Origin of the sequence: Pseudoalteromonas sp. OF7H-1 (assembly GCF_022347825.1) — a bacterium.
Taxonomy (GTDB): domain Bacteria; phylum Pseudomonadota; class Gammaproteobacteria; order Enterobacterales; family Alteromonadaceae; genus Pseudoalteromonas; species Pseudoalteromonas maricaloris.
Window position 1 is genome coordinate 76824 of record NZ_JAKRFX010000005.1, and the last position, 25441, is coordinate 102264.

Annotated in this window: 27 protein-coding genes; 19 read left to right on the plus strand and 8 right to left on the minus strand. The window is 42.1% G+C overall.

From position 1 onward, the window contains the following. The first annotated feature begins 3 nt into the window (after nt 1–3). From trpD to trpA, 4 genes are read left to right on the plus strand one after another with little or no spacing between them, the layout of a single operon-like run. Complete coding sequence (trpD, locus tag MHN30_RS08135; protein WP_130164242.1) at nt 4–1008, plus strand: anthranilate phosphoribosyltransferase; 1005 nt, start codon at nt 4–6, stop codon at nt 1006–1008. Then, nucleotides 1001–2365 carry a bifunctional indole-3-glycerol-phosphate synthase TrpC/phosphoribosylanthranilate isomerase TrpF gene (gene trpCF, locus MHN30_RS08140; protein ID WP_130164243.1) on the plus strand — a complete coding sequence of 455 codons (1365 nt, stop codon included), beginning with the start codon at nt 1001–1003 and terminating at the stop codon, nt 2363–2365. The genes trpD and trpCF overlap by 8 nt, the downstream gene beginning before the upstream one ends. A 7-nt stretch (nt 2366–2372) precedes the next feature. Next, nucleotides 2373–3557 (plus strand): tryptophan synthase subunit beta, encoded by a 1185-nt coding sequence (trpB, locus tag MHN30_RS08145; protein WP_239359218.1) that lies wholly within the window; start codon nt 2373–2375, stop codon nt 3555–3557. Continuing rightward, nucleotides 3554–4360, plus strand: a complete 807-nt coding sequence (gene trpA, locus MHN30_RS08150; protein ID WP_045989645.1) for a tryptophan synthase subunit alpha — start codon at nt 3554–3556, stop codon at nt 4358–4360. The genes trpB and trpA overlap by 4 nt, the downstream gene beginning before the upstream one ends. 42 nt (nt 4361–4402) lie before the next feature. Here trpA and MHN30_RS08155 read toward each other — a convergent pair whose 3' ends face one another. Then, a complete protein-coding gene (locus MHN30_RS08155) occupies nt 4403–4675 on the minus strand; it encodes an HU family DNA-binding protein (RefSeq protein WP_010374071.1) in 273 nt (90 codons plus the stop codon). Nucleotides 4676–4797: 122 nt separating this feature from the next. Here MHN30_RS08155 and MHN30_RS08160 point away from each other — a divergent pair, with 122 nt between their 5' ends. Continuing rightward, nucleotides 4798–5367 (plus strand): inner membrane-spanning protein YciB, encoded by a 570-nt coding sequence (locus tag MHN30_RS08160; RefSeq protein WP_010374069.1) that lies wholly within the window; start codon nt 4798–4800, stop codon nt 5365–5367. Between the two features lie 90 nt (nt 5368–5457). Next, nucleotides 5458–6099 (plus strand): CPBP family intramembrane glutamic endopeptidase, encoded by a 642-nt coding sequence (locus MHN30_RS08165; protein ID WP_069022411.1) that lies wholly within the window; start codon nt 5458–5460, stop codon nt 6097–6099. Between the two features lie 72 nt (nt 6100–6171). Here MHN30_RS08165 and MHN30_RS08170 read toward each other — a convergent pair whose 3' ends face one another. After that, entirely contained in the window at nt 6172–7596 is a 1425-nt protein-coding gene (locus MHN30_RS08170) for a sodium-dependent transporter (protein ID WP_010604974.1), read from the minus strand. Nucleotides 7597–7817: 221 nt separating this feature from the next. Between MHN30_RS08170 and MHN30_RS08175 the strand changes: the two genes are divergently transcribed. From MHN30_RS08175 to MHN30_RS08195, 5 genes are all read left to right on the plus strand, one after another. Next, entirely contained in the window at nt 7818–8117 is a 300-nt protein-coding gene (locus MHN30_RS08175; RefSeq protein ID WP_010604975.1) for a YciI family protein, read from the plus strand. Nucleotides 8118–8225: 108 nt separating this feature from the next. Continuing rightward, entirely contained in the window at nt 8226–8483 is a 258-nt protein-coding gene (locus MHN30_RS08180; RefSeq protein ID WP_010374059.1) for a PepSY domain-containing protein, read from the plus strand. A 2-nt stretch (nt 8484–8485) separates the two neighbouring features. Continuing rightward, nucleotides 8486–9160 carry a response regulator transcription factor gene (locus MHN30_RS08185; protein WP_010374057.1) on the plus strand — a complete coding sequence of 225 codons (675 nt, stop codon included), beginning with the start codon at nt 8486–8488 and terminating at the stop codon, nt 9158–9160. Then, nucleotides 9154–10497, plus strand: coding sequence for an ATP-binding protein (locus tag MHN30_RS08190; RefSeq protein ID WP_010374055.1), 1344 nt, complete (start codon nt 9154–9156; stop codon nt 10495–10497). Before MHN30_RS08185 ends, MHN30_RS08190 begins: the two co-directional genes overlap by 7 nt. Further along, nucleotides 10481–10915 carry a hypothetical protein gene (locus tag MHN30_RS08195; RefSeq protein ID WP_010374053.1) on the plus strand — a complete coding sequence of 145 codons (435 nt, stop codon included), beginning with the start codon at nt 10481–10483 and terminating at the stop codon, nt 10913–10915. Before MHN30_RS08190 ends, MHN30_RS08195 begins: the two co-directional genes overlap by 17 nt. A gap of 124 nt (nt 10916–11039) precedes the next feature. On the opposite strand, the gene MHN30_RS08200 is transcribed toward MHN30_RS08195, so the two are convergent. Next, the gene (locus MHN30_RS08200; RefSeq protein ID WP_039497563.1) at nt 11040–12077 is read right to left on the minus strand and encodes an AI-2E family transporter; all 1038 of its coding nucleotides are present in this window, start codon (nt 12075–12077) and stop codon (nt 11040–11042) included. Nucleotides 12078–12192: 115 nt separating this feature from the next. Here MHN30_RS08200 and MHN30_RS08205 point away from each other — a divergent pair, with 115 nt between their 5' ends. Continuing rightward, a complete protein-coding gene (locus tag MHN30_RS08205; protein WP_130164245.1) occupies nt 12193–13089 on the plus strand; it encodes a TIGR01777 family oxidoreductase in 897 nt (298 codons plus the stop codon). Here MHN30_RS08205 and MHN30_RS08210 read toward each other — a convergent pair. Both MHN30_RS08210 and MHN30_RS08215 read right to left on the minus strand, forming a co-directional pair. Next, on the minus strand, nt 13084–14430 hold the full coding sequence (locus tag MHN30_RS08210; RefSeq protein ID WP_130164246.1) for a murein transglycosylase domain-containing protein: 1347 nt from the start codon (nt 14428–14430) through the stop codon (nt 13084–13086). The two genes, MHN30_RS08205 and MHN30_RS08210, sit on opposite strands and share 6 nt — an antisense overlap. 41 nt (nt 14431–14471) lie before the next feature. Beyond that, nucleotides 14472–15050 (minus strand): LPP20 family lipoprotein, encoded by a 579-nt coding sequence (locus tag MHN30_RS08215; protein ID WP_039497557.1) that lies wholly within the window; start codon nt 15048–15050, stop codon nt 14472–14474. A 176-nt stretch (nt 15051–15226) separates the two neighbouring features. Here MHN30_RS08215 and MHN30_RS08220 point away from each other — a divergent pair, with 176 nt between their 5' ends. Genes MHN30_RS08220 through MHN30_RS08230 form a run of 3 tightly spaced genes read left to right on the plus strand, consistent with a single transcriptional unit; the run spans nt 15227 to nt 18498 of the window. Beyond that, nucleotides 15227–16888 (plus strand): hypothetical protein, encoded by a 1662-nt coding sequence (locus tag MHN30_RS08220; RefSeq protein ID WP_239359219.1) that lies wholly within the window; start codon nt 15227–15229, stop codon nt 16886–16888. Nucleotides 16889–16892: 4 nt separating this feature from the next. Continuing rightward, nucleotides 16893–17510, plus strand: a complete 618-nt coding sequence (locus MHN30_RS08225) for a penicillin-binding protein activator LpoB (protein ID WP_017219134.1) — start codon at nt 16893–16895, stop codon at nt 17508–17510. Continuing rightward, the gene (locus MHN30_RS08230; protein ID WP_239359220.1) at nt 17458–18498 is read left to right on the plus strand and encodes a hypothetical protein; all 1041 of its coding nucleotides are present in this window, start codon (nt 17458–17460) and stop codon (nt 18496–18498) included. The genes MHN30_RS08225 and MHN30_RS08230 overlap by 53 nt, the downstream gene beginning before the upstream one ends. A 36-nt stretch (nt 18499–18534) precedes the next feature. On the opposite strand, the gene MHN30_RS08235 is transcribed toward MHN30_RS08230, so the two are convergent. The 3 genes from MHN30_RS08235 to yejK form a co-directional block, all read right to left on the minus strand. After that, nucleotides 18535–18939: a phosphate ABC transporter substrate-binding protein gene (locus MHN30_RS08235; protein ID WP_039497548.1), complete on the minus strand. Its 405-nt coding sequence runs from the start codon at nt 18937–18939 to the stop codon at nt 18535–18537. A gap of 10 nt (nt 18940–18949) precedes the next feature. Then, nucleotides 18950–20026, minus strand: a complete 1077-nt coding sequence (locus tag MHN30_RS08240; RefSeq protein ID WP_010604987.1) for a porin — start codon at nt 20024–20026, stop codon at nt 18950–18952. A gap of 154 nt (nt 20027–20180) precedes the next feature. Next, nucleotides 20181–21194, minus strand: coding sequence for a nucleoid-associated protein YejK (gene yejK / locus MHN30_RS08245; protein ID WP_039497545.1), 1014 nt, complete (start codon nt 21192–21194; stop codon nt 20181–20183). Nucleotides 21195–21259: 65 nt separating this feature from the next. Here yejK and MHN30_RS08250 point away from each other — a divergent pair, with 65 nt between their 5' ends. The 4 genes from MHN30_RS08250 to aceK all read left to right on the plus strand — a co-directional run bounded on the left by MHN30_RS08250 (nt 21260) and on the right by aceK (nt 25426). Then, nucleotides 21260–21472 (plus strand): DUF1414 domain-containing protein, encoded by a 213-nt coding sequence (locus MHN30_RS08250; protein WP_010374035.1) that lies wholly within the window; start codon nt 21260–21262, stop codon nt 21470–21472. 4 nt (nt 21473–21476) lie between these two features. Then, nucleotides 21477–22997 (plus strand): DUF3413 domain-containing protein, encoded by a 1521-nt coding sequence (locus MHN30_RS08255; RefSeq protein ID WP_239359221.1) that lies wholly within the window; start codon nt 21477–21479, stop codon nt 22995–22997. Between the two features lie 65 nt (nt 22998–23062). Further along, nucleotides 23063–23539 (plus strand): DUF4094 domain-containing protein, encoded by a 477-nt coding sequence (locus tag MHN30_RS08260; RefSeq protein ID WP_130164249.1) that lies wholly within the window; start codon nt 23063–23065, stop codon nt 23537–23539. 162 nt (nt 23540–23701) lie between these two features. Further along, nucleotides 23702–25426: a bifunctional isocitrate dehydrogenase kinase/phosphatase gene (aceK, locus tag MHN30_RS08265; protein ID WP_239359222.1), complete on the plus strand. Its 1725-nt coding sequence runs from the start codon at nt 23702–23704 to the stop codon at nt 25424–25426. The last annotated feature ends 15 nt before the right edge of the window (nt 25427–25441 follow it).

Genomic DNA, 25441 nt, shown 5'->3' on the forward strand with positions numbered 1-25441 from the left:
ACGATGGAAAAGTTACAACCTCTATTACAGCAACAAGATTTATCGTTCGACGCCGCCAAATCCTTGTTTAGCGATATTATGGCTGGACAACTGAGCGACATCGAACTTACCGCAGCGCTACTTGCGCTAAAGTTTAAAGGTGAAACAGCGGCGGAAATAGCCGGAGCAGCTCAGGCCATGCGTGATCATGCCACCGCATTTGACAAGCAAAATCTACTCGCAGCAGACAGCTGTGGTACGGGTGGCGATGGCACAAATACCATCAACGTGAGTACCACCGCCGCCATTGTCGCCGCAGCATGTGGTATTAATATGGTCAAACACGGTAATCGCAGCGTGAGCAGTAAATCAGGTTCCGCGGATTTACTAAAAGCACTTGGGATCAACATTGATATGACCCCCGCACTTGCAGAAAAGTGCTTAGCAGAGACCGGCTTTACCTTTTTGTTTGCGCCGCATTACCACGCCGGTGTAAAACATGCCATGCCGGTTCGCACGCAACTAAAAACACGCACGATATTTAATATTCTCGGGCCATTGGCAAACCCTGCTAAGCCTGAGGTGCAATTACTCGGCGTTTACGACCCTGCCCTTGTTTTACCCATGGCTGAAACGTTAAACCGTTTAGGTACGAAACGAGCGATGGTAGTTCACGGTAGTGGCACAGATGAAATTGCCCTACACGGCGAAACGCTAGTCGCAGAAGTAAAGCAGGGTGAAGTGACGCAATACACCGTTACCCCAAGCGATTTTGGACTAGAAAACTATTCACTTGAATCTATTGCTGGTGATACGCCAGAATATAACGCGAAAGCGAGCCTTGCGATTTTAAATGGTGAAGGCGAAGCTGCACACAATGCAGCGATCATTGCAAACGTTGCAGCCTTGTTGGTATTAACCGATAAGGCCACAGATTTTAAAACCGCAAGCCAACAAGTACGCGAAGTGCTTGCTAGCAAGAAAGCCATGACAACCTTGGCTAACATTGTAGAGGTGAGTAATGGCTAATGTATTAGAAAAAATTGTTGCCGATAAAGTCGAAGAATTAAAAGCGCGTAAGGCGCAGCGTCCGTTAAGTGACTTTATCGACGAAGTAACCCCCACCACGCTTAACTTCACCGCTGCGTTGGCGCAAGCTGGGACACAATTTATTTTAGAGTGCAAAAAGGCGTCACCTTCAAAAGGCCTTATTCGCTCACATTTTGATTTGACTGAAATTACCAGTGTTTATCGTAAGTACGCGACATGTATTAGTGTGCTAACCGACGAAAAATACTTTCAAGGCAGTTATGAATACCTTGCCACGGTGAGAAAGCTGGTTGATCAGCCTCTGATCTGTAAAGACTTCTTTATTGATGAATACCAAGTTTATCTCGCCCGCTTACACGGTGGCGATGCCATTCTTTTGATGTTGTCTGTATTAAATGACGAAGAGTATTTGGCACTAGCGAGCGTGGCCAAATCACTTAATATGTCGATTTTAACGGAAGTAAGCAACGAAGAAGAAGTGACAAGAGCGCTTGCGTTAGATGCTGAGCTTATCGGTATTAACAACCGTGATCTGAGAGATTTATCAACGGATTTAGCAACAACGGAGAAACTAAGAAAGTTAATCCCCGAAGACAAAGTCGTGATTTCAGAGTCTGGCATATACACGCACCGAGATGTGAAACGCTTATCACCGATTTGTGACGGCTTTTTGGTCGGCAGTTCATTGATGGCTGAGCAAGACTTGGAACTTGCTTGCAGACGCTTGATTTTGGGCGAAAACAAAGTGTGTGGTCTTACTCGAAGCCAAGATGCGCAAGCAGCTTATGAAGCTGGAGCGGTATACGGCGGTCTTATCTTTTATCCAAAATCGCCTCGTTATGTCGACATTGATTGTGCGAAGGCCGTTGCTGATAGTGCGCCGCTCAAGTACGTTGGTGTGTTCGTTAACGCACCGCTTGAGCAAGTTGCAGAGTATGCGCAAATCTTAAAACTGAGTGCAGTGCAATTACATGGCAATGAAGATGAGCTGTACATCGATAATCTGCGAAAACAACTTCCAGTTACCTGTCAAATTTGGAAAGCACAGGGGGTGGACACAGCACTGCCAAGCCCCTTCGCTGGCGTAGACAAGCAATTGTACGATACCAAAACCGACACTGCATTTGGTGGCACGGGACAAGTGTTTGATTGGCAGCTATTAAATCGTAGTTCGAGCAATTATATGTTGGCTGGCGGCCTAAATCCCGACAATATTCACGGCGCCGTTAATATAGGTGCCGATGGTCTTGACCTAAATTCAGGTGTTGAGCAATCGCCTGGTAAAAAATGCGCTCAAAAAATCGCTAACGCGTTTACACAAATTCGAAAATATTGAGGTGGACATGAGTAATTCAGCTTATTTTGGTGACTTCGGAGGCATGTTCGTGCCCGAGTTACTCGTACCTGCGTTAAAGCAGTTAGAACAGGAATTTTATAAATCACAAAAAGACCCAGGATTTCAGCAGGAGTTTTATCAACTTTTGAATGAATTTGCGGGTCGCCCAACACCACTGACCAAGACACGCAACTTAGTTAAAAACCCTAAGGTAAAACTGTACTTAAAGCGTGAAGATTTACTTCACGGTGGTGCACACAAGACCAACCAAGTATTAGGTCAAGCGCTCTTAACCAAACGTATGGGTAAAAAAGAAGTCATTGCTGAAACCGGCGCTGGACAACATGGTGTTGCAACCGCCCTAGCCTGCTCCTTACTCGGCTTAAAGTGCCGAGTATACATGGGGGCTAAAGATGTTGAGCGTCAGCAACCAAACGTATTTAGAATGCGTTTGATGGGTGCGGAAGTTATCCCAGTTACCGCTGGCTCAGGCACATTAAAAGACGCGGTAAATGAAGCATTACGTGACTGGTCTGCAAACTACAAAACGGCACATTATTTACTCGGCACGGCTGCAGGTCCTCACCCGTTCCCGACGATTGTCCGTGAGTTCCAAAAAATGATTGGTGAAGAGGCAAAACAACAAGTACTAAAAGCGGAAGGTCGTTTGCCTGATGCGGTTATCGCTTGTGTGGGCGGCGGCTCAAATGCTATTGGTATGTTCGCAGACTTTATTGACGAAAAAGACGTTAAATTAATCGGGGTGGAACCGGCTGGTAAAGGCCTAGATACCGATGAGCACGGCGCGGCACTATGTAAAGGAAGTAAAGGCATCTTGCACGGCGCCTATACCTATATCATGCAGAATAAAGATGGCCAAATTGAAGAATCTTACTCTGTGTCAGCAGGTCTTGACTACCCAGCTGTTGGTCCACAACACGCCTACCTTCATGAAACAGGCCGCGCACAATATGTTGGCATTACCGACACTGAAGCATTAAATGCCTTTCAAGCGCTTGCTAAACACGAAGGTATTATTCCAGCCCTAGAGTCAAGCCATGCTCTGGCATACGCACTAAAATATGCAGAAGCGCAAACCGAAGAAACGGTGATTGTTGTTAACTTAAGTGGTCGCGGAGACAAAGACTTAGCTCACGTCCACCAGGTACTATCTGAGCGAGGTGAACTATGAGACGTTATGACGCGATGTTCGCGCACTTAAATGAAAAAAACCAAGGTGCATTTGTTCCTTTCGTGACGATTGGCGATCCCAATAAGGCTCTCAGTATTGAGATCATCAAAAGCCTGATTGACGGTGGTGCTGATGCATTGGAGCTCGGTATTCCGTTTTCCGATCCCATCGCCGATGGTCCTGTTATTCAAGCGGCTAACATCCGTGCATTAAAGCAAGATGTTAATACACAAGACTGTCTTGAGATCATCGCTGAAATTCGTCGCTACAACAGTGATATCCCAATTGGTTTGTTGCTTTACTCAAACTTGATTTTTGCTCGTGGTATTGAGCAGTTTTATCAAGACGCCAAAACTGCGGGTGTGGATTCTATCTTAGTTGCTGATGTGCCACTGCACGAAGCCAAACCGTTTAGGCTCACTGCAATGGCAAATGATATCGCGCCAATTTTCATTGCCACACCGAATGCCTGCGATGATACGTTACGAGAATGCGCCACCCGAGGTCGTGGCTATACTTATTTACTTTCGCGTGCAGGCGTGACTGGTACAGAAACGACGGCACAAATGCCGGCAACAGAGATGATCACCAAACTTATCGAGTATCATGCTGCGCCGCCACTGCTAGGGTTTGGTATTTCTGAACCGGAGCATGTAAAGCATGCGATTAGCTCAGGTGCGGCAGGTGCAATTAGTGGCTCGGCGGTGGTAAAAATCATCGAAAAACACTTAGATGACCCTAGCACTATGTGCTTTGAGCTTAAAACCTTTGTTGCGCGAATGAAAGCTGCAACGCAGAAGTAATATTACTTTCAAGCCAGTGTTAGACACTGGCTTTTCTTAGAATTAACGCAAGTTATCTTTTAAGGCTTTTGCCGGTTTAAACAATACCTTGTTTTGCCCCTCAATGGTGATGGTCTCACCAGTTTGAGGATTACGTCCTTGCTTTGGGGGATGATAACTTAACGCGAATGTCCCAAGTCCATTGATTTGCATCTGATCGCCCTCTGACAAGCGCTTTTTAGTGGCCTGTAAAATGACATTTAACACCGCCTGTGAATCTTTCTTTGTTAATCCACTAATTTCCGCCATTTTTGTAACTAAATCGCTCTTATTCATGCAAATACCTCTGAACCATAGAATGAGCGCAGCAGGCTATGGGTTTCATCAAAGAAAGTCAATGTTGATGTTCTCGCCGTATCTTGGTAAAACCCTTACAACCAACTTTGTTAGGATAAAAAATGTCATTTTTAATTGAGTACTTACCGCTCATCTTATTTTTTGCGGTTTATAAGTTTGTCGATATTTTTTGGGCAACGGGTGTGCTAATCATTGCCTCTCTTATACAGGTCGCACACCAATACATCACTAAGCGCGAAGTCGCAAAACGTCATTGGGTATTCTTAGCGATTGCGTTGATCCTTGGTGGGATGACGATTTTCTTCCATGATGAGCAATTTATAAAATGGAAAGCCACGATTATTTATGCCATTTTAGGTGCGGCACTGCTCATATCCAGATACCTGTTTAATAAAAACTTGGTAAAAGGCGCACTCGAAGGCGTGTTAAAGTCAGTTGCTGAGAAGGAAAAAAGCGAGATTGATATTGATTTACCAGCCAAAGACTGCGACCAATTAAATCTATTTTGGGCAGTATTACTTTTCTTCATCGCAGGCCTAAACCTTTACGTTGCGTACCACTTCTCTCTTGATTTTTGGGTGAACTTTAAAGTCTTTGGTTTAATTGGGATCACCTTCGTTGCCCTCCTCTTTACCATGTTTAAAATTCAAAAATATTTACCTGAAGAGTAACCATTCAAGGTTCATCTGCAGCTGCTATAGTTAACGAGTGAGAGCTAACTATAGCGGCTTGTAGCCGCCAAATATTTTGGGGAACTAGCCTTGAACGCAAGCCAATACCGGTGGTGTGAACTCGTATTTGTATTCTTTGTCCTGCCCATTATCGCTTATCAATTCCGTGATCACCTCAACAATTGGCTTTTTCCAGCACTGATCATTTTAATGGCAGTCTGTACCCACTTACTACTAACCGACCCCCATTTCAAACGCTTCAGGTTAACCAGTTTGGGGGAGTTTTCGTCCGTCAAAAAGCGATTATTTACCACGTTTTTCGCAGGTGCAATGTTTTCAGCCATGCTCTATGGTTTAGTTAGCCAAGGAAATTGGTTTTCCCTACCGCTCAATTCCCCCAGCGACTGGTTATTATTATTAGTTGCTTACCCTATTCTTTCCGTCTTACCACAAGAGTTAATTTTTAGGAGCTACTTCTTTCATCGCTATAAAAGGATTTTACCAAATAAAAACAATCGAGTTTTGCTAAGTGCATTAGTGTTTGCGCTTGCTCACTGCATCTATGACAACTGGATAGCCGTGGCGTTATCTTTTGTTGGAGGGCTACTATTTTCTTATACCTACGCCCATAGTCGTTCGCTTGCGGTGTGTGTGTTAGAACATAGCTTGTGGGGGCTGTGGATGTTTACAATAGGAATTGGGCAGTACTTAGATTCAGGCGTAAAATTTTAGTGGCTTAGTGGAGAGTAAACATCGGCGCATTAATACGCCGATGTCATCGTGCCCAAAACGAATGTCCAGCTGCTAGAAACCAAAGATACTGAATGCAAAATATTTAGTTGCAACGGTATTAATGAAAATAGCCAACAGGATCACTGGGATGAATGTAGATAGAGAGAAATTAATGTATTTCTCAGTGAAGCTACCTACGTACCCCTCAGCGCCTTGCGCAAGTTCTTCATTCAAACCAGATTTTTTCCAGCGATAAGTAACGAATAGACACAACAGCAAACCATTCAACGGTAAAATAGTGTCGTAAAACACGTCGTAGATTAGATCAAAGAAGCTCTTCTGAGCATCGCCATAACTTACAAAACTTGTAAGCCAATCCACCATTCCAAAAGACATCGTAGATAGCACAGTCAAAATACCTGTGGTCAACGCTAAGATAATCAAAGCCTTTTTACGTGAAATACATTTTTCTTCCATCAAAGTCGCGGTAGGCACCTCGACAATTGACACAAGCGAGGTTATCGCGGCAAAGAAAACCAATAAAAAGAAAGTACCAGCAACAATTGAGGCACCGACGTAGCCAATGTCATCTTGTAAAGCCAATAACAATTTAGGTAAGTAATCGAAAATCATAGATACTGAAGAGTCCGATAACTTACTTGGATCGGTATTCGGATTAAAACTAAAGATAGCCGGAAGTACCATAAGACCGGCAATGAATGCCACTAATGAATCTGTAATAGCGACCATTTTAGAGCTACCGACAATGTCGTCTTTCTTAGAGATATAGGAAGCATAAGTGATCAATATACCCATACCTAAAGACAGTGAAAAGAAAGCCTGTGATAACGCACCATTTAGCACACTTGCATTCATTTTTTCGAAGTCAGGAACGATGTAATAGCGTACACCTGCCATTGCGTTATCAAGGGTTAGTACGTATGCGACAAGGCCAATTAACATGACAAATAACGCTGGCATGAGTAACTTAGCCGCTTTTTCGATCCCTTCTTTTACACCGCCAACCAAGATAAGATTAACGATCACACCCACTATCAACATATAGATGAAAACATTGGTATCGTTGATAAAAGTGCCAAAGTACTTCGGAGAGGCGAGTACATCTAAGTTACCTAAAGCTGTTTGCGCTAAGAAGCCAAAGATCCAAACGGTAATAACCATGTAGAAGACGGCAATCATAAACGGCGTGAGTACAGCCAAAAATCCAGCTATTGACCACTTTTTATCGTGATTCGATAGCAGCTTATATGCGCCAAACGGGTCCTTTTGGGCTTTCCTACCCATTGCCATTTCGGCCATCATGACAGGTAAACAGATAAACACTACAAATAGTGCATAGATTAGTAAAAATGCCCCACCACCATTTTTTGCGGCGGAAACAGGAAAGCCGACTAAGTTACCAATACCAACAGCAGAACCTGCAGCGGCAAGGATAAACCCTAATCGGGAGCTAAAATGCTCACGGTTTGCACTCATTGCAATCAACCTTATTATTATTTTCTATAAATATCCGAAGGACTCTACCAGTCAAGCTGAGTGTTTTTCAAGTTTAAATGTCTAATCACTGAAAAACTCTGTGTACATTTACTTTTGCACTGAGGGCGTTTTATCATAGTATTGATAAACGGCCCTGAAAAGCCGACAAGATACGTAAAAATAACAATAATAACCTAGAAACCAATCCGGAACTAATACTTATGCTTTACATGATCTATTCAACCGATGCTGAAAACTCATTAGCAAAACGTCTTGCTGCGCGCCCTGCTCACTTAGCTCGTTTAGAAGAATTAAAACAACAAGATCGATTGTTTGCAGCAGGCCCGTTACCAGCTATTGACTCGGAAGATCCTGGTGAAGCGGGTTTTACGGGTTCTTTGGTTATTGCTGAGTTTGAAAACTTAGAAAGTGCGCAGCAATGGGCGAGCGCCGATCCCTATATTGATGCTGGTGTCTATACTGCTAGTATTGTAAAACCGTACAAGCGAGTTCTGCCATAAAAGTTTACTGAACGTTAAGTTCAGCAAAGGTTAATTACAAAAGCACTAAATTTGTTTGAGATTTATGAAGTTTAGACACTTAGTATCTATGAAACTGTGGAGCTTAAAATGCGATTGCAACTCACTCTCTTAGCGTTGATCTTGGCGTTCGCTTCGAGTGTAGCAGACGCCAATAGCCGCAATGATAAGAATGTAAAGACGATTACAAAAAAAGAAGCTGTGTCTCTGGCGCTTGATAAGTACGCTGGGAAGACGCTTAAGATTTCTGAAGAAAATCAGTTTTTTGTGGTAAGAATTCTCCAACCAGATGGTCGAATTGTTGACTTAAAAGTAAACAAGAAGACAGGTGAAGTAAATAAGGACTAAGGATGCGTATTTTAGTTATCGAAGACGATATTCAACTAGCAGAAAACCTGCGAAATGCATTAGAGAAAGAAAAATATAGCGTTGACTTGTGTCATGATGGTGAGTCTGGATTATTTCACCTTGAAGAATATCCGTTAGATATGGCAGTGATCGATCTCGGCTTGCCAAAACTTGACGGTATTGAAATTATCCGTAGAGCACGTGCTAACGGCGTAAAGATCCCTATTTTAATCTTAACAGCACGCGACCGTTGGCAAGACAAGGTAGAAGGCCTTGATGCAGGAGCTGATGACTACCTCACTAAACCGTTTCATGTTGAAGAGCTGATTGCACGCTGTAATGCACTGATTAGACGTAGCGCTGGACAAGCAAATCCAGAGATTTGTATTGGCCCAATCAAAATCCACACTCGCTCACAGCAAGTCTGGGTTAACGATAACGAGCTATCACTAACGGCCTATGAATATAAAGTTTTAGAATACCTAATGGTTAACCCACAAAAAGTTATTTCTAAATCTGAACTCACAGAGCACATATACGATCAGGACTTTGACTTAGACTCTAACGTCATTGAAGTGTTTGTCTTAAGACTGCGTAAAAAGCTAGACCCTGATGGCACTCTGAACCCTGTTGAAACCCTTAGAGGACGTGGATATAGGTTCAAAAATCAGTGGTAAACAGCTCTCAAATTTCGCTTAAAATAAGACAAGGATTTATCCTTGTCTTTGTGCTTATTATTGCCCTTCCCGCGCTGTTTTTCTCCGTGGGCAGGGCTTATTATTCTTCTTTAGTCGATGCGACTGAAAAAACATTGGAAGCCCACCTCTACTCACTTATCTCTGAAGTCGAATTTGTCTCTAACGGACTCGAAATGCCTCGCAGTATTCTTGCACCTGAGTTAAACAGACTGAATTCTGATACTTATGCTCTGGTCTATCAAGATAACTCCCTCGTTTGGTATTCCGAGTCGGCTGTAAATCTCTCAATTTCACCTGACTTTTCAGAAAACCAAGCTGGAGCATCTGAGTTTAAACGAGTTGAATATAATGGTGTACTGTTTTGGCAACTTAGCCTAACTGTTATTCTCGGAAATGCAGAGCAATCGCAGCAAGCCCGCTTTGTGCTTTTAAAGAAAAATGACGCGCTGATGGAGTTAATGTCAGGGTTTAGAAACACCTTGGTCAACTGGATGCTGGTTATGGGTGTGGTGATAGCAGGATTGATGGCATTTGGGTTTGTATGGAATGCAAGGCCGTTACAGCGATTGGATAAAGAAATTAAAGAGATTGAGGCTGGCGAGCGCGATAAGATCACGGGTCTTTACCCCGTCGAACTCCTAACAATCAAATCCGACTTAAACCTACTATTGGAATCTCAAAAGCGTCAAAAAGAGAGATATAGAGCGTCACTTAGCGACCTTGCGCACGCGTTAAAAACGCCCCTTGCGGTGATCAAATCCAGTCCACTGGCAAAAGATGCAGACGCTCAGGAGCAACTAGACAGAATCAATGCGATGATCGAACATCAATTGAAACGTGCTGCAACGGGTGCATCCGATACATGGAAGAAACAAACATCAGTAAAACCCGTACTAGACTCAATACTCAACGCCATGACTAAAGTGTATCACGACAAGCACATTCAATTTTCCTCCGAATGTGGTGAGGAGGTTGCATTTCTTGGCGATAAAACGGATTTAATGGAAATTCTTGGTAATATTATAGATAACGCCTGTAAAGCATGTGGTTCCTTGGTCGATATAAAAGTAAGTGCACCTAAAAAGCGCCTACTAATCATAGAAGTAGAAGATGATGGCCCAGGCATTCCAGAGCATCGCCGCTCAGAGCTACTGACCAGAGGTGCAAGATTAGACACCTATGAAGCTGGCCACGGCGTAGGAATGGCTATCGTATCTGATTTAGTTAAGTCATATCATGGCTTGATGCAAATCGGTACTTCCCAACATGGTGGCGCAAAATTTACGATAGAGTTTAACCATGAAAAGAATAATTAGCAGTCTACTGGTATCGGGATTAACCTTTTTTGTGATTGCAGACGACGATGTCACACTACAAGACTGTACGAAGTATGAGTCAACGCATCCGGAAAAAGCAAAAAAATTCCTCATGTGCCTGGATGGCAATATCAACTTACTTGAACGTCACCGTCAAACCTGGATCACTAAGTTATTGCTTGATACTAAAAAGTATCAAGCGGACACGGGTAATACTCAGATCTTGCCAATTATGGAACGTGCCCTTCGCAATCAGGAGGAATATATGGAAGATAGCTGCCGGTGGCGATACTTACTAGATATGCCAAACGCGACGCGCTCAGCGACGGCTTATAAAAATTGCAAAATTGCATTTTTAAAAGCCCACATCATTGAGCTGAAAAGCAGTAAAGTATTGAAAGAAGATTTGAATCTCTAGCGGCATTTTTGATTAGATTATTAGGTGGCAAGCCTTAATAACCTGAGCTTCAGCTAATGACGAGTAAAACGCTTAGAAAAGGAGCTGTTTTTAGCTCCTTTTTATTTGCAGGTTCTCAGCATGGTTAAGATGGTCTATTATCGGGTTGTTCTGAACCGAGAAGGATTGCAAGCCATTTACCCTCTTCACTGGTTTCAAGGGCAATTTTCACAACCATGGTAAGTGGCACAGAAAGCAGCATTCCCACAGTTCCGAGTAACCACCCCCAAAAGATTAACGAGAGAAACACGACTAAAGTCGATAAACCTAACCCTCGACCCATAAACCTCGGCTCAATAATGTTGCCCATTAAGGTATTAATACAAATGTAACCCACAGCAACAATGCCACTCACCAATGGTCCTTGTGTCACTAAGGCCAGTAAAACAGGCGGCACAGCCGCAATGATTGAACCTATGTTTGGAATATAGTTAAGCAAAAATGCAACTACGCCCCAAAGCACGAAGTAATCAACACCTAACGCCCATAAAAAAACAGCCGCTACGACACCTGTCGCCAATGACACCAGCGTTTTAATCGCCAAATAGCTATTGATAGAATCTAAAAATCTATCAATTTGCTGCATTTTCATCTCTGGATCGTCTAGGGCAAGATGCACTTTGTGGCCCAAAGAAGGTGCCTCAAAAAGCATGAAGACGACGATAAGCAAAATTAAAAAGCTATTTGCCATCACACCACCAAAGCCAGTCAGCATGTTGGTGGCCACATCGATTAGCTTATTTGGGTCTAGCATACTAATAAGTTGTTGTTTATCCAATAATATATTGTAGTTCGCGGCAGTACTGACCAACCAAACGAACTTTTCTTGTAAGTCTTCTTTATAAGTTGGCAGCTGCTTAGAGAAGTCATTGACTGATTGCCCAACAAGCCCACCAATACTTGCACCTATTAAAATCACAAGTGCGATAATCACCAGAATGGCCAGCCCTTTTGGTATTTTAAAGCGAGCCAAAAACTTGAGCATGGGATTACAGATAATCGCAATGAATGCGGCTAATATAAACGGCACAACAATCTCAGACGCAAGCTTGATACCACCTAACACTAAAAATAGCGAGGCCAAAACCACCAGCGTTTTGTTAATTCCAGTCAGTGAAGACACAGTTCACTCCTTTTGCTTTTTTACCATTCTAAAACAAACCACCTATAATGAAAATGAGTGATCTAACTCCTTGCTAAAACGTAGGTTTATTTGATTACAATAAAGAGTATTGAGCATGAATATATTCATAACAGGCGCAACTGGATTAATTGGTAAAAAGTTATGCCAATTTTTAGTACACAAACATAATCTGATTGTATTGAGCCGTTCGCCTTCAAAAGCTGCAAACCTATTACCAAGTGGGGTTAGCTGCGTTACTGATACTGATGATGTCGACTTTAATGAGCTTGATGCGGTCATTAATCTTGCGGGTGAACCAATCGCCAATGGCCGGTGGAGCAAAGAGAAAAAACAAGAGATCTACAATAGCCGGATAAAAATCACTGAGCAAATCGTTGCAGCGATAAATACTGCGACGTCAACGCCCAAGGTGTTTATTTCAGGTAGTGCAATAGGTTTTTATGGACGCCAACCGGATAACTTGACCATCACTGAAGATTTCAAGGATTACCATGATGAATTCTCTCATAGGCTGTGCAAAGATTGGGAAGATACCGCCTTTAGAGCCGAGTCAAGCCATACTAGAGTCTGCATATTAAGAACAGGCATTGTGCTTTCAAAATCTGGGGGCGCTTTGGCAAAGATGTTGCCACCCTTTCAATTTGGCGTTGGCGGTCCGATTGGTTCAGGAAGACAAATAATGTCTTGGATCCATATCGACGATATGATTCAGGCGATACTGTATATCCTTAAACATGACGAGCTCTGCGGTGTTGTTAATGCTACAGCCCCTAACCCGTTATCAAATAAGCAATTTTCTCAAGCCTTAGCACGCGCTATCTCACGCCCTTGCCTATTTACCGTACCACCGTTTGTCCTCAAATTGGCATATGGTGAAATGTCAGAATTGCTATTGTACGGCCAATGCGTCGTACCAAAAAAACTTCTCGATGCAGGTTATCGATTCCGCCACGATCACATTGAAGGTGCCTTGAGCGCGCTTAACTTATAACTTTTGTGCAATACCTTCTTCTGGCGCTATATAGAGCTTTTCTCGCGTTAAGACTTTGTCCAGATAATGTTTGGTTTCATCATAAGGTAAACTTTTGTCTAGCGCCGCTAGTACGTTTTCTGGTGAGAGTGAATTAATGATCTTTGCCGCTTTTATGATTGATCTTGAGTCATCAGCATTAAACACACGGGCAACATTGCCAGCACCCGTATTGTAAGCCGCAATGATGCAATACTTACGACTAATTGGATTCTGTATTTTACTCAGGTAGCGTTTATCGAGAATATTCAGGTAAGCGGTCCCCGCTTCAATATTATTGTCCGTCACATATAAATAAGGCGCCGACATCGGTTCATCGCGATTGTACAACATACGATTCACATCAACACCCGCACTCGTCGGTACTATCTGCATCAAACCAAACGCAGGAATATGTGACTTTGCCATTGGGTTAAAGTGGCTTTCGGTGTGCATAACAGCAAAAATTAAACTTGGCTCAATGTCAAAGCGCTTCGCTTGTGCATTCACTTGGCTAACATAACGTTCTGCTCGATGCTTGGAAAGTTCAGTCTGTTTGGGTAGCTTAAGCACGATTTCAGATACGACTGTTGCTTCACTTTTACCGGTATTACTTGCAGTTTCTAATAGCTTTTTAAGACGTTTTTGCTTTAACAGTTCAAGCTTTTTCTGTTGCGCTTGTTGTTGGGCCTCTGCTAATTTTGTATCTTCGCCGTCAATGATGGCCTCATCTGTCTGGCGTTCTATATAACGTTGCTGTTGTTCAAATTGGCTATCTATTTGCTTTTTCGCTGCGATCAATGCTTTTGCACGAGCAGCGTTATCCACTTCACGTTTTGTTGTTTCACTTTGGTTTATCGCGAGCGTATCAGCATTAAATACATCAATTACTGCACGGTCTTTCGCGATAAATTCTTTATATAGGGCTTGAAGTTGAGCCTGCGATACCTTTTCATCTGCCGCATGCCTAATGCTTACGACCAGCTCATTGGCTTCAAAGTCGACAACCATTCTGGATGATAAATCATCACTGTAGGTGACAAATGCGGCTTGATCAGAAACCGTTATATCTCCCCACTGTTGGATCACGTTATCACGAAAGGCATCGTACTCTTCAAAATGCTCTTCGACATAATCAGCAAACTCACTTAATTGTTGGCGTTTATATTGCTCAAACTCGCTCAGCTCTTCATCACTAGGCTCGGAGGTTTGCCAACGTGACATTTTCTCTGACAGCTCTTCAAAAAGCTGGGCTTGACTCGCCACTGCACTTGGAATGGCACTTAACGCCATGACTAAAAATGAGTATACCGATTTGCGCATAGAGCGTTCCTTTCAAAAAATTAAAGCGTGAAACTCACGCTTTAATTAGTTAGCCTTGCAATTTCCTTCTCAAGATCTTTTTCTGCTTTGTAAGCTTTAAACTCTTGATATAAAAACTTTTCATCCTGAGGGTTTACACTGCGCTTACTTTCTTTGATCAAATCTTTGAAAAGCTCTTTAGTCTGATCAGGTGATAACGTCGTCAATGCACAGAAATAGTCTTTACCAGAAATATCGATAACATCGGCCTTAACGATACGGGAGCCATTTAATGTTTGTTTAGTAAGTTGTTTGGATACAGAGCTAAAGGTTGCGCCTACCGTTGTGTCCTCGTTTGCATCTGTACGGTTCGCGAATGTCTTATCAAGGCCTTCGATGCGTGTTTCAATCTGTTGAGCAAGAGCAAGACGTGCATTTGCAACCGCCATTTTTTGATCGATTGAAATATTGCCCGAGTATTTCACACAATCTGCGGCCGCTATACCATCTTCGATTGTTGGATTGAGAACCCACTCTGGAATATTAACTCTTGGACTTGAAGCCGCATCGTCTTTACTTGAACTACAAGCCGATAGTATCCCTATAACGGCCACTGATATAAGTAGTTGTTTTGCTTTCATGTTGGGTTCCTTAATTGCCCTGATTACGGAATAAAATTTATCAAAAAAATCATTGATTAACAGTAATAAATTGTAAAAACGATTTTTAACAATTTAGCACTTTCAATTCAATTTTTTACTATTTAATTTATTGTTATATGATTGAACACAACAACACTGCCATTATAAGAACAAGTATGCAAGGAATGCGATTCCAAATTGATTTATATAACTTCATGATAAAACTCTTGATCTTTACAGGTTGCTTGATGCTGAGCGGCTGTAACTTGACCCCTAAAGCTAACAAGCAGGCCATAGAATACGCGGAGCAAGGAGATTTTATCTCAGCCCAACAGCGTATTGACTATGCCTATAAAAACTCATCTCGTGACGAGCTATTGTATTATCTTGAATCAGGTATGTTAGCGCATTTACAACACCATTATGAATTAAGTAATCAACACCTTTCTCACGCAAAGGAAATCATTGAAGCTGCCTACACTGTCAGCATCAGCGACCAGCTTTTTTCTACTTTTACTGGCGCAAGTTACAAAAAATATACTGGTCGCGCTTTTCATAAACCCATGATCCATACATTAATGGCGCTTAATTATGTGTCGTTGGCAAACGTCTCGAAGGTAAACCGTGTTGCTTTGTATGACTCTGCACTGACAGAAATGCGCCAACTGGACTTATACCTATCTCAATTACAGCAACAAACCGGAGGCTACGTAAATCAACAAAAAGCAGGAAGTGATATTGAGCAAATTTTTAAAGCTATTTTTAATCAACCATTTATCAGCGGTGAACTTGAGTATAAAGATGATGCATTTGCACAGTATTTAAGTGGCGTTTTATATGAACAACAAGGCGAGCTAGATAGTGCTCGGATCCAATATGAGCGAGCGGTGAGCGCATACAAAAATGGCTTTAGTAAACAATACAAACTAGGTCAATATGCAGGCCAACAAGCACAGCAAGATCTCAACAGAATGGTTGCAGACAAGGAAGAAAACTACTTCACATTAGTTCAAAGCTTAGGTGTATCACCGCAGCGCAAAGAGTTTAACCTTTATCTTAGACCTGATGAAGAGGCACAAGCGATAGTGATTACGCCGATTTATTGGGGGACAAAAGAAGAACGCCAAGCCCAGTTCGCATGGTTTAATTTAATGTTTGCTGATACCAGTTTGTTTGATCTCATTCAAAACTATGCAACAGGCGACTTTAGTGATGTTGTATTAGGCACTGTCACAAAACGCTTACCTCTCGGTGATAAATTATGGCAAAAAGCCGTAGACGAAGGGGTGATTGATGCACTCAAGTATGGCAGTAGAATCTCCGTTACTTACTTACAACCCCATAAAAACGATATCCAACATGTTGCGCTTTTCGCTAACGGACAAAAACTTACAGAATTACACCCCTTTTATTCGGTAAACTTACTCACACTGTATGACGCGCTAGGTAATGCCAATATGGAAATTTACACCGCTATTTCTCGAGAAGTGTTAAAAGCAGTCACAGCAAGTAAAGCTATAAAGCAAGTTGGCATCCAGCAGAACTCGCTGTTGGCAGGGCTTGCTCAGCTAACATCATCTGTCACCAACGCCATTACAGCAGCGGCAGATACTAGACAATGGCAATCTTTACCAAGTGAAATTAGAGTGGCTCGAGTGAAATTACCCGAAAATACCACTCGCCTGCAATTGCAAACCCAATTAAGGACTGGCAGAGTGATTGAACAGGATATACCGCTGAATCAAACAGCACCGTTGCTTAGCCACATTCGCACCTTCACCGGTGTAGCTGAACCAGAAAAACAAAATTATTTATCATCTTTAACTAACATGGACTGAATACATGAAGCCTAAATTTGCAGTTAAATTAGTTGTCCCAATGCTCATCGCGTCTAGCGCAGCGATGACGGGTTGTTCTTCAACAACCAAAGTGAGTCGCGTGGACACCAATGAAGAAATAGCGCTTTCAGATAAATGGAATGCCAAAGACTCTCAGTTAGTTGCTGAAGCAATGATAAGCGATATGCTCGGCTTCCCTTGGGTACGTGAACACCGTGCCAAAGAAGGCACTCGACCCGCTATCATTATCCAATCTGTTCGTAACAAGTCGCATCAGCATATTGCAGTTGACACCTTTTTGAATGACCTCAAGCGCGCCATATTGCGAAGCGGGCAAGCTGACTTCGTCGCAAACCGCTATGTACGAGATGAAATTCGTGAGGAAAGACGAGACCAAGAGCTTAATTCAAGCCTCGAAACTCGTAATGAGATCGGCCAAGAGCAAGGTGCTGATTATGCACTATCCGGCACGATTAACTCATTTGTTGATGAACAAGGTGGTAGTCGAGTCACTTTTTACCAAGTAGATCTTCGATTAATAGACATGACGACTAACCGAGAGGTGTGGAATGGACAGAAGAAAATTCAAAAACTTCAAGAGCGCAGCGGGTATGGTTTCTAAACGTCTAGCGTTACCTCTGTGTATTCTCCTTAGTTTATCTGCCTGTCAGTCTACCAAGCAGGCTGTTGCAAAGGAAGAAAGCTTACCCACTTGGGCTACGCAGCAACCGAGTTCCGATTATCTAGTGTATGGCGTTGGTTCAGCGAGTCATATTGTAGATAGGACGGAAGCCAAACTTGCCGCCCAAGAAGCAGCTAGATTGGCGATTGCCAAACAGTTAAATGTGGAAATTGAAGGAACGACACAAGTTGCTCAAAGTCAGGCTAATGGCGATTTTTCGTATCGAGTGGATGAGATTTTATATTCTCGAGTCCCAAGCATACAATTACAGGGGATCAATATTGAACAGGAGTTTTACTCCTCGGAGCAAAAAACGGCCTATGCCCTTGCCTCATTTAACAAGGTTGAGTCGAGGATGCACGCTGAGCTTGATATTAGGCAACTTGACGAAGAGATCAGTAACGCGACTATTTCGGCACTAACCAATTCAGAAAAACTAAAAGAAGCGATGGCAATTAAGCGACTAATCGCCAAAAGACGCAAAGCAAACGAATATCACAGGCAATTAGGTGGCGGCAGCATTGCCATACCAACCTCAGTGAGCAACAAAAACAAAATGCTGAATGATTTTATTCAGTCATTAACGTTTAGTATTTCATCAAAGTTTTGGGGACAGGAGTCTATCCGCAACCAGTTAGCCGAAAGCTTGACTAAGCAAGGTCTTACTGTTGTGGGTGAAAAACAAAGTGCAGACTTTCAAATTGACTTTCGCGTAGATTTCGAAGATGTAAAGAAAAACAGCACTTATTATGTTTTTGCCAACTCGAGTTTAACACTCATGGAAAACGATAAAGAAAAGGCGCATGTTTCTGCACAAATAAAAGCAGCGTCTAGTTTTGAGAACATGGCTAAGTCTAATGCTGAAGAAAAGTCAGCAAAAATGCTAAGCAAAAAGCTGACGATGTTAATCATTGATAGCAAAATCTGAAGTAAGGCCCTTTAATAGGGCCTTACTTATCCCTTCCTAGAATGATTTCACCACTTTAACGCTGCTATCTGCAGCTCCCGAAGACACAAACCCAATTAGGTTAGGGTTACTCGCAACGAGTTTAAGTACCTCAGCATCATCGGCGGCTTCTTTTGGTGGCGTCCCTTTTCCAGTAAATACTAATTTTGACCAATAAGCTTTAAGTTGGCTTGATGACTTATTAAGTACCTTTTCATTAAACTCATCGGTTACCGTCGAGCCATCAGCCTGTGTTATCGGAAGTGCTTTAGAGCCATCGGAGAATGACTTTGATTTACCAATAAAAATTTGCTTAATTTCGTTCTCATCCAGTGTAGAAGTATTGGCAGGATTGACAATGACATCCACGGCTAGGCAACTATAAGCGCTGCAAAGTAGAGTAAGTAAAAATAATTTTTTCATGCTTCTCTCCTTAAAATACCATGTCGATACCAATTGTAATGGCTTTACTATCACCTGCGACCGCTAAACCAACGGAGTTATCCTCTACCTCATCATACTGGATCTTGAAAGCGGCGGAAGAATGGAAATCCCAACGTACTCCAAACGAAGTGGTTTCATGGCTTTCGGCATCGTCGCCCTCGCCTTCAAAATCTGCGTAAGATACGAATGGCGTGATATTGTCAAAGCGATAGCCCAGTGTCAGCATCTTGGTGTCTAGATTGCCGTCTAAGTCCAACCGATTTAGCTCAGATAAAATAAAGAAATTTCCCCAGTCTGCATTTACTGCTAAACCATAAAACTTACCATCTCGCTCATCACTCCCCTCCCATAAGACGGGCTCTCCAGAGCGATACCGCTGGTTGGTGTAACGCATGTGGGTTAAACGCACTTCAAGCCAATCATTACTGGTTTGAATTACGCCGCCTAGGATGTCTTTCCAGATTTCTCTAGTTGGCTCTTGAAAGAAAAACTCGCTCAACAGCTTATTGTCATCATCGTCTTCTTTACCAGCGTAAATATTCCCGCTTAATGACCAGTCGCCTATACTGCCGCTGTAGAGCATATTGATGCCATTATAATTAAAGATTTGCCAGGTGTAGTTGTCCGCGGGTGCACGCATCCAAATATAGGCATAACCCACATCATAAAAGTCGGAATAATAAAATAGCGGTAAGCGCTTTTTACCTGCTTGGAACGTCCAATTCTCATTAATCTCATAGGACAAATAAGCCCACTCAAACTTTGCATCAAAATCGTCTGCGCCGCGCGCAACAATCTGACCAGTAACGCTTAAACCTTCGGTTAGATCAGCACTAAATTGAAGGCCCATCAATGTTTCAGGTTCAAATGAGATATCCTCGTCGTAAACACTGACGATAGGATAATCGGCGAGAAATATTGGATCGTTTATTCCGAATTGTGGAACACCACTTCCGCTCAACACCTTACCAGCATTGATACTTGCAAATCCGGAAAAGTTAACCTCTGCATGCCCTGAAAAACAGGCAAGGCAAAGGGTACAACCTAAAGCTAGTTTCATCTTCATTGTGATTCATCCCAATTGCTTGTTCTACAAGTACTACATTGCAAGTATAGTTAAATTTAAAAAAATGCTAGCAAAAGCAGCAAATTGATAAAAATATTTGCAGAAAAAGGGATGAAATAGGAACAAAAAAGCAGCTTACGCTGCTTTTTAACAATTAAGATTCGTCGTTATAATAACGTTCAATTTGGTCCTTCAAGTTTGGCGGTACACCTTTAATCGTAAGCGTATCAGTCGCAGCATCATAAATAACCCGCTCACCCAAATGCTTACGTTCAAAGCCAACGCTTACTCCACCGCCAAGCCCAGAAAATTTCACCATACTCGTGACTGTCTTTTTATCGACAGGAAAGCTTTCTTCCAGCTCATAGCCCTGCTCTTTATAAAAGTCTTCAAACTTTACGTCTGAAGACTTAGAAAGCGTCTCGGACAGTGTGTTAACATCTGCATCCTCGCCGCTTGAAACACAGTCGTTACAGTAATCAAAAATTTCCTTGCGGATGTCGTCTTTTTCAGACTTTTCAAATTGCTGTGTCGACAAATAATCCTCAACCGCGTGTAACATAGTTTGCGATTGCTGCTTTGGATCGATCCCCTCTTCACAACCAAGAAAATCTAAAAAGAAATCAGCAACCTTTCGACCAGCTCGCCCCTTAATGAAGGAAATATAACGGTTTTCTTCTGCGGCTGTATCCCAAGCATCTAAATCGATTCTAGCAGCCAATTGCATACGTGAAATATCTAAGTGTTTTGCTGCGGATAAGTCTAGGTCTGAGGTAATCGTGTAATGCTCTTTAATATTAATCAGTGCAATCATAATAAAATTGCTGGCAACATACTGATAATGACAAAACACTAAATACCCAGTTTCATGAAATGCATACTTATTAAGCTCTTCTTTAAGCACATTGGTTGCTTCTTGGGTTAAATTCCAAAAGTTAAGCTCATTATTTCTATAACTCTGCATCGCAGACGCGACCACACTGCTTTTTTCGCCGCTAAAAGCACAGAACCCTTTACCCGGTTTGCCATTGTAGGCATGATGCAATTGTTCAATGAAAACATTAACTTTGTCATTGATTTGCATTTCATCGTCACGTAGATGTATTTCGGTATCTTCGTCTTGTTTGTCTACATAGTGAACAACTAGTTTTTTTACCTCAACGCTCATCTTTGTTTTTCACGCCTCTAATGTTAAAATGTAAAAATTATTGCTTTTATAAATTGAACCAACTGATGCCTATCCAATCAAAGTATTCCAATAAACAAGTAGAAGAAATTGTTGACCAATTAGTTAATGTATTAAGCTCGCAAAACGCACCAGTTGATCTCAGCTTAATGTGTTTGGGTAATTCTATCACGCACATTCTAAAAGAACATGTTCCAGAGAGTAAGAGACAATCTGTTGCCGAAAATTTTGCCAAAGCACTTACACAATCAGTAAAGTAACGGAATGAATCTTACACCGCACAGCCCTTTTTCATCAAAAGCAAGTCAATTACTCAGCTGGGGACACTGGTTTACCTTTGCTAACATTGGCTTGGTTTTATTGATTAGCTCAGTTTATTTGTTCGCCGACAAAGCGCCAAGTACCTTTGTCGGTTGGTTTTATATGCTGATCACGTGGATAAGCCATACCAGCTTTATCACTTTTTGTGCGTTTGTATTAACTATCTTTCCGCTTAGTTTAATATTCCCTTACCCGCGACATATTCGCGGGATGGCTGCAATTATTGCCTCGGTTGGTATTGTTGTACTAACAGTAGATGCCTTTGTTTACTTACAACTTGGCTACCATATAAACCCAGCTTCGCTTTCCGATATTTTTGTTTTATTGTGGGAAACCTTAGTCGGATCATCCCTAGTTAATCTCATCATTACCATTGCAATGCTTGGACTGGTGCTCACTTTTGAACTACTCGCAGGCAATTATGCTTGGCGTCATTTGGCCGAGCTTAAATCCTATAAATTCCCTCGCTATGCTACTGGCACCATTGTTACCTGCTTTGCGCTCAGTCACAGCTTGCATATTTGGGCTGATGCGAATGCCTTTTTCGATATCACTAAGCAAGATAATGTATTACCCCTCTCTTATCCTACAACCGCAAAGAGCTTACTTGCCAGACATGATTTACTTGATATCGAGCAGTATGAAGAAGCGCACTCACTAAGCATTGGTGATACGCATTCAAAATACAAAGCCCCTGTAATTTCGGCGGTATGCAAAGAAAAGAAAGATACCACAAAGCAACCTATCAACGTTTATGCTTACACAGATGAGGCGCTGTTCCAAAAAACAGCAACAGCACTTCAGAGCAACGGTAAAAATAACGTGTTCCGAATGGATTCTGTTTTACGCGCAGGAAATAGCAGCGATGCGTTATTCAGCCTGATATACGGTCTACCGAGTTATTATAAAGAGTCTGTTCTGCTACAGCAGCAAGTTCCGGTATGGTCAATTAATAATGACTTAATGAGTGTTGATGCTAACGGCGAGTTCTCTTTTGTTCCTTCTCATCAAGCAAGTAAATTAACAATCATTGAAGTAAGTGACAAAATTGACATTGATAGTTCAAAGCCGTTCGTGGCAATTGATATTAGTGCACAGCAAGCGACGGTATTAACCAGTTCTGCGGTAACGAACATTGAGCTGTTTGCTCAGGCTTCTGGTCTTGTGCAGCCCAATGACATCACCTACACCCTATTAAGCTCTTATCTAGGCTGCGACCCCCTTGCTCAACAAAGTATGCTGGCATCGAACATTAAAACTCGCTCTCATGCAGAAGGCGTCAACTTTACGCAAGGTGTCTTAGTTGCCTTCAAAAAAGACAAAATCACCTTAGTCAATCAAGATGGTAGCTTCAAGCAGATGTCAGCAAAGGAAGGCTTTGTGTTAAACGGTAATCTAGATATTCCATTTTTAATACAAAGTATTAAGACATTAAAAAAATTCACGGCCCCTGAAGCGCAATAACCTTGAACAAAGTGGGATGTCATCTATGGTTAAGTAGATATTAACTGTTACAGCAAGGATGCCACATGCAATTATATCTAAAACTATTTGTACTGATTTTTGTCTCTACTCATTGTTTCGCCACAACAACGGTAAAATACTTCAAATGCACGACCGACAGAGGCATCGTTTTTAGCCAATTTCCCTGCTCGGCCAATGCGACTCAGCATACAATAACTACATCCGATCCTAAAGCCTCGGCTCCCTCTGAGCAGCACTATAAAACGTTAAACAATTTGGAACGTAACCAAATTGCGAAAAGGACAAAGCGTGCGCTCAGAGCCAAACACCATGAAAAAGCCGTGCTCAATCGCAAAAGAGATACCGCGGTTAGAGAGCAACAGGATAAATTAACTAAGCTGATGAATGAAGACAGGCGTAAAAAGGTTGTAAGGCAAGTTAAAAAGGAAATAAAGGCCATTAATAAGGCACATGCTAAAGCAATTAAAAGCCTAGAGAAAGAGATTTCAAAATTAGAAAAGCAACTCAAAGAATATGAGTGATATAGCCGCTCATTTACATTGATTGCTTTTTGAGAATCACACTTGGTCAATGAGCATTCGCTATAGTTATGCAAATGCCTTGACTGGTATTACCAGATGACTTTTCGCACATTACCTTGTAAAGTGAAACCACTACGCGTGGATAATTTATGAGGGATGTAGATGCAAGCACAGCAGTTAGCAGAGCGAATTTTATCAGGTTTTCAAAACCACTATCACGCATTTGTAAAAATTACCAAACTGGCACCCATCGCTTTTGCTGCTCAAAATTGGGGAGAGATAGAGCGAATAAGTAAAGCGAGGATCAGCCAATACGATAGCAAAGTTGATGAAACCGCACAGAAGTTAATGCAACTCTATGGCTCGACGCGACTGGATGAATCGCTATGGTATCAAGTAAAACAGGCTTACCTTGAGCGTCTTACCTTTCACCCTCAACCAGAGCTTGCTGAAACTTTCTATAATTCAGTTTTTTGTCGTCTCTTTCACCGCCGATATTACAATAGCGATTTCATTTTTGTTGAAACCCAGCTTGCTAACGCCACATCACTCCCTGTAGAAGCTGAGTATCGAAGTTATTTTCCAGTCGTCAGTGGCCTTAAGCCCACCATAAAAAGAATCATTGAACATATCGACTTCCATTGTGAGTTTGAAGATTTAGATAGAGATATTCGACTACTCGTTAAGGCGTTTCTTAAACAAGCACCCAACACGCATCATCAGGCGCATTTAATGCGCTTCGATATCCTCAGCGCACCTTTCTATCGTAATAAAGGTGCCTATATTGTCGGCCGAGTGGTATCTAAATCTGGTGTACAGCCGTTTATCATTTCAGTGTTACATGCACAAACAGGGGGCTTACTGATTGATGCGCTGCTTACCAATAGCTCACAAATGCGGGTGATTTTTGGTTTTGCACGTGCTTACTTTTTAGTAGAGACCCATGCTCCATCTGCGCTAGTTAAGTTTTTAAATCAACTTATGCCAAATAAAACAAAGGCTGAGCTTTATAACGCCATCGGCTTTCATAAGCAGGGGAAAACCGAATTTTATCGTGAGTTTTTACACCACTTAGCTAATTCCGAAGAACAATTTGAAGTCGCACCAGGTACACCGGGTATGGTGATGATGGTATTCACTCTGCCAAGCTTTCCCTATGTTTTTAAAGTGATCCGTGACCAATTTCCAGAAAGTAAGCCATTTACAAAGACAACCGTTTTAGAGCGCTACCAACTCGTAAAGCGCCACGATCGTGTGGGTAGAATGGCAGATACAATTGAATATTCCGATGTAGTGATCCCACTTGCACGTATTTCACCAGCCCTTTATCAGCTATTGCTCGATTCTATCTCTCAAAGTATACGTATTGAGGGGGATAATATGGTGATAAAGCACTTGTATATTGAGCGCCGCATGACACCGCTCAACCTCTTTGTACAGCAAGCCGATGAAGAAACGTGCGAGCAAGTCATTAGAGATTATGGCTATGCGCTCAAAGAAATGCTCGCTGTAAACATTTTTCCAGGAGACATGCTGTTAAAAAACTTTGGCGTAAGTAAACATCATAGAGTTATCTTCTATGACTATGATGAGGTGCAATATCTCACAGAAATGAACTTTAGAGCGCTGCCAAAACAAGGACTTGATAATATGTACGACTCTGGCGATATTTCCAGTGCACCACAAGACGTCTTTCCTGAACAGTTGTGTACATTTGTTCTGACAAATCCTACACTAAAGGAAATGTTTCTGCGCCATCATGCTGATTTGGCTGAGGTGTTGTTTTGGCAGCAAGCACAACGAGATATTCGTGAGAAAGTCGTAAGACATATTTACCCTTATCCACATGAAAATCGCTTTCTCCAAGATGCCAAAAAAGAAGAATAATACAAAGGAAAACTG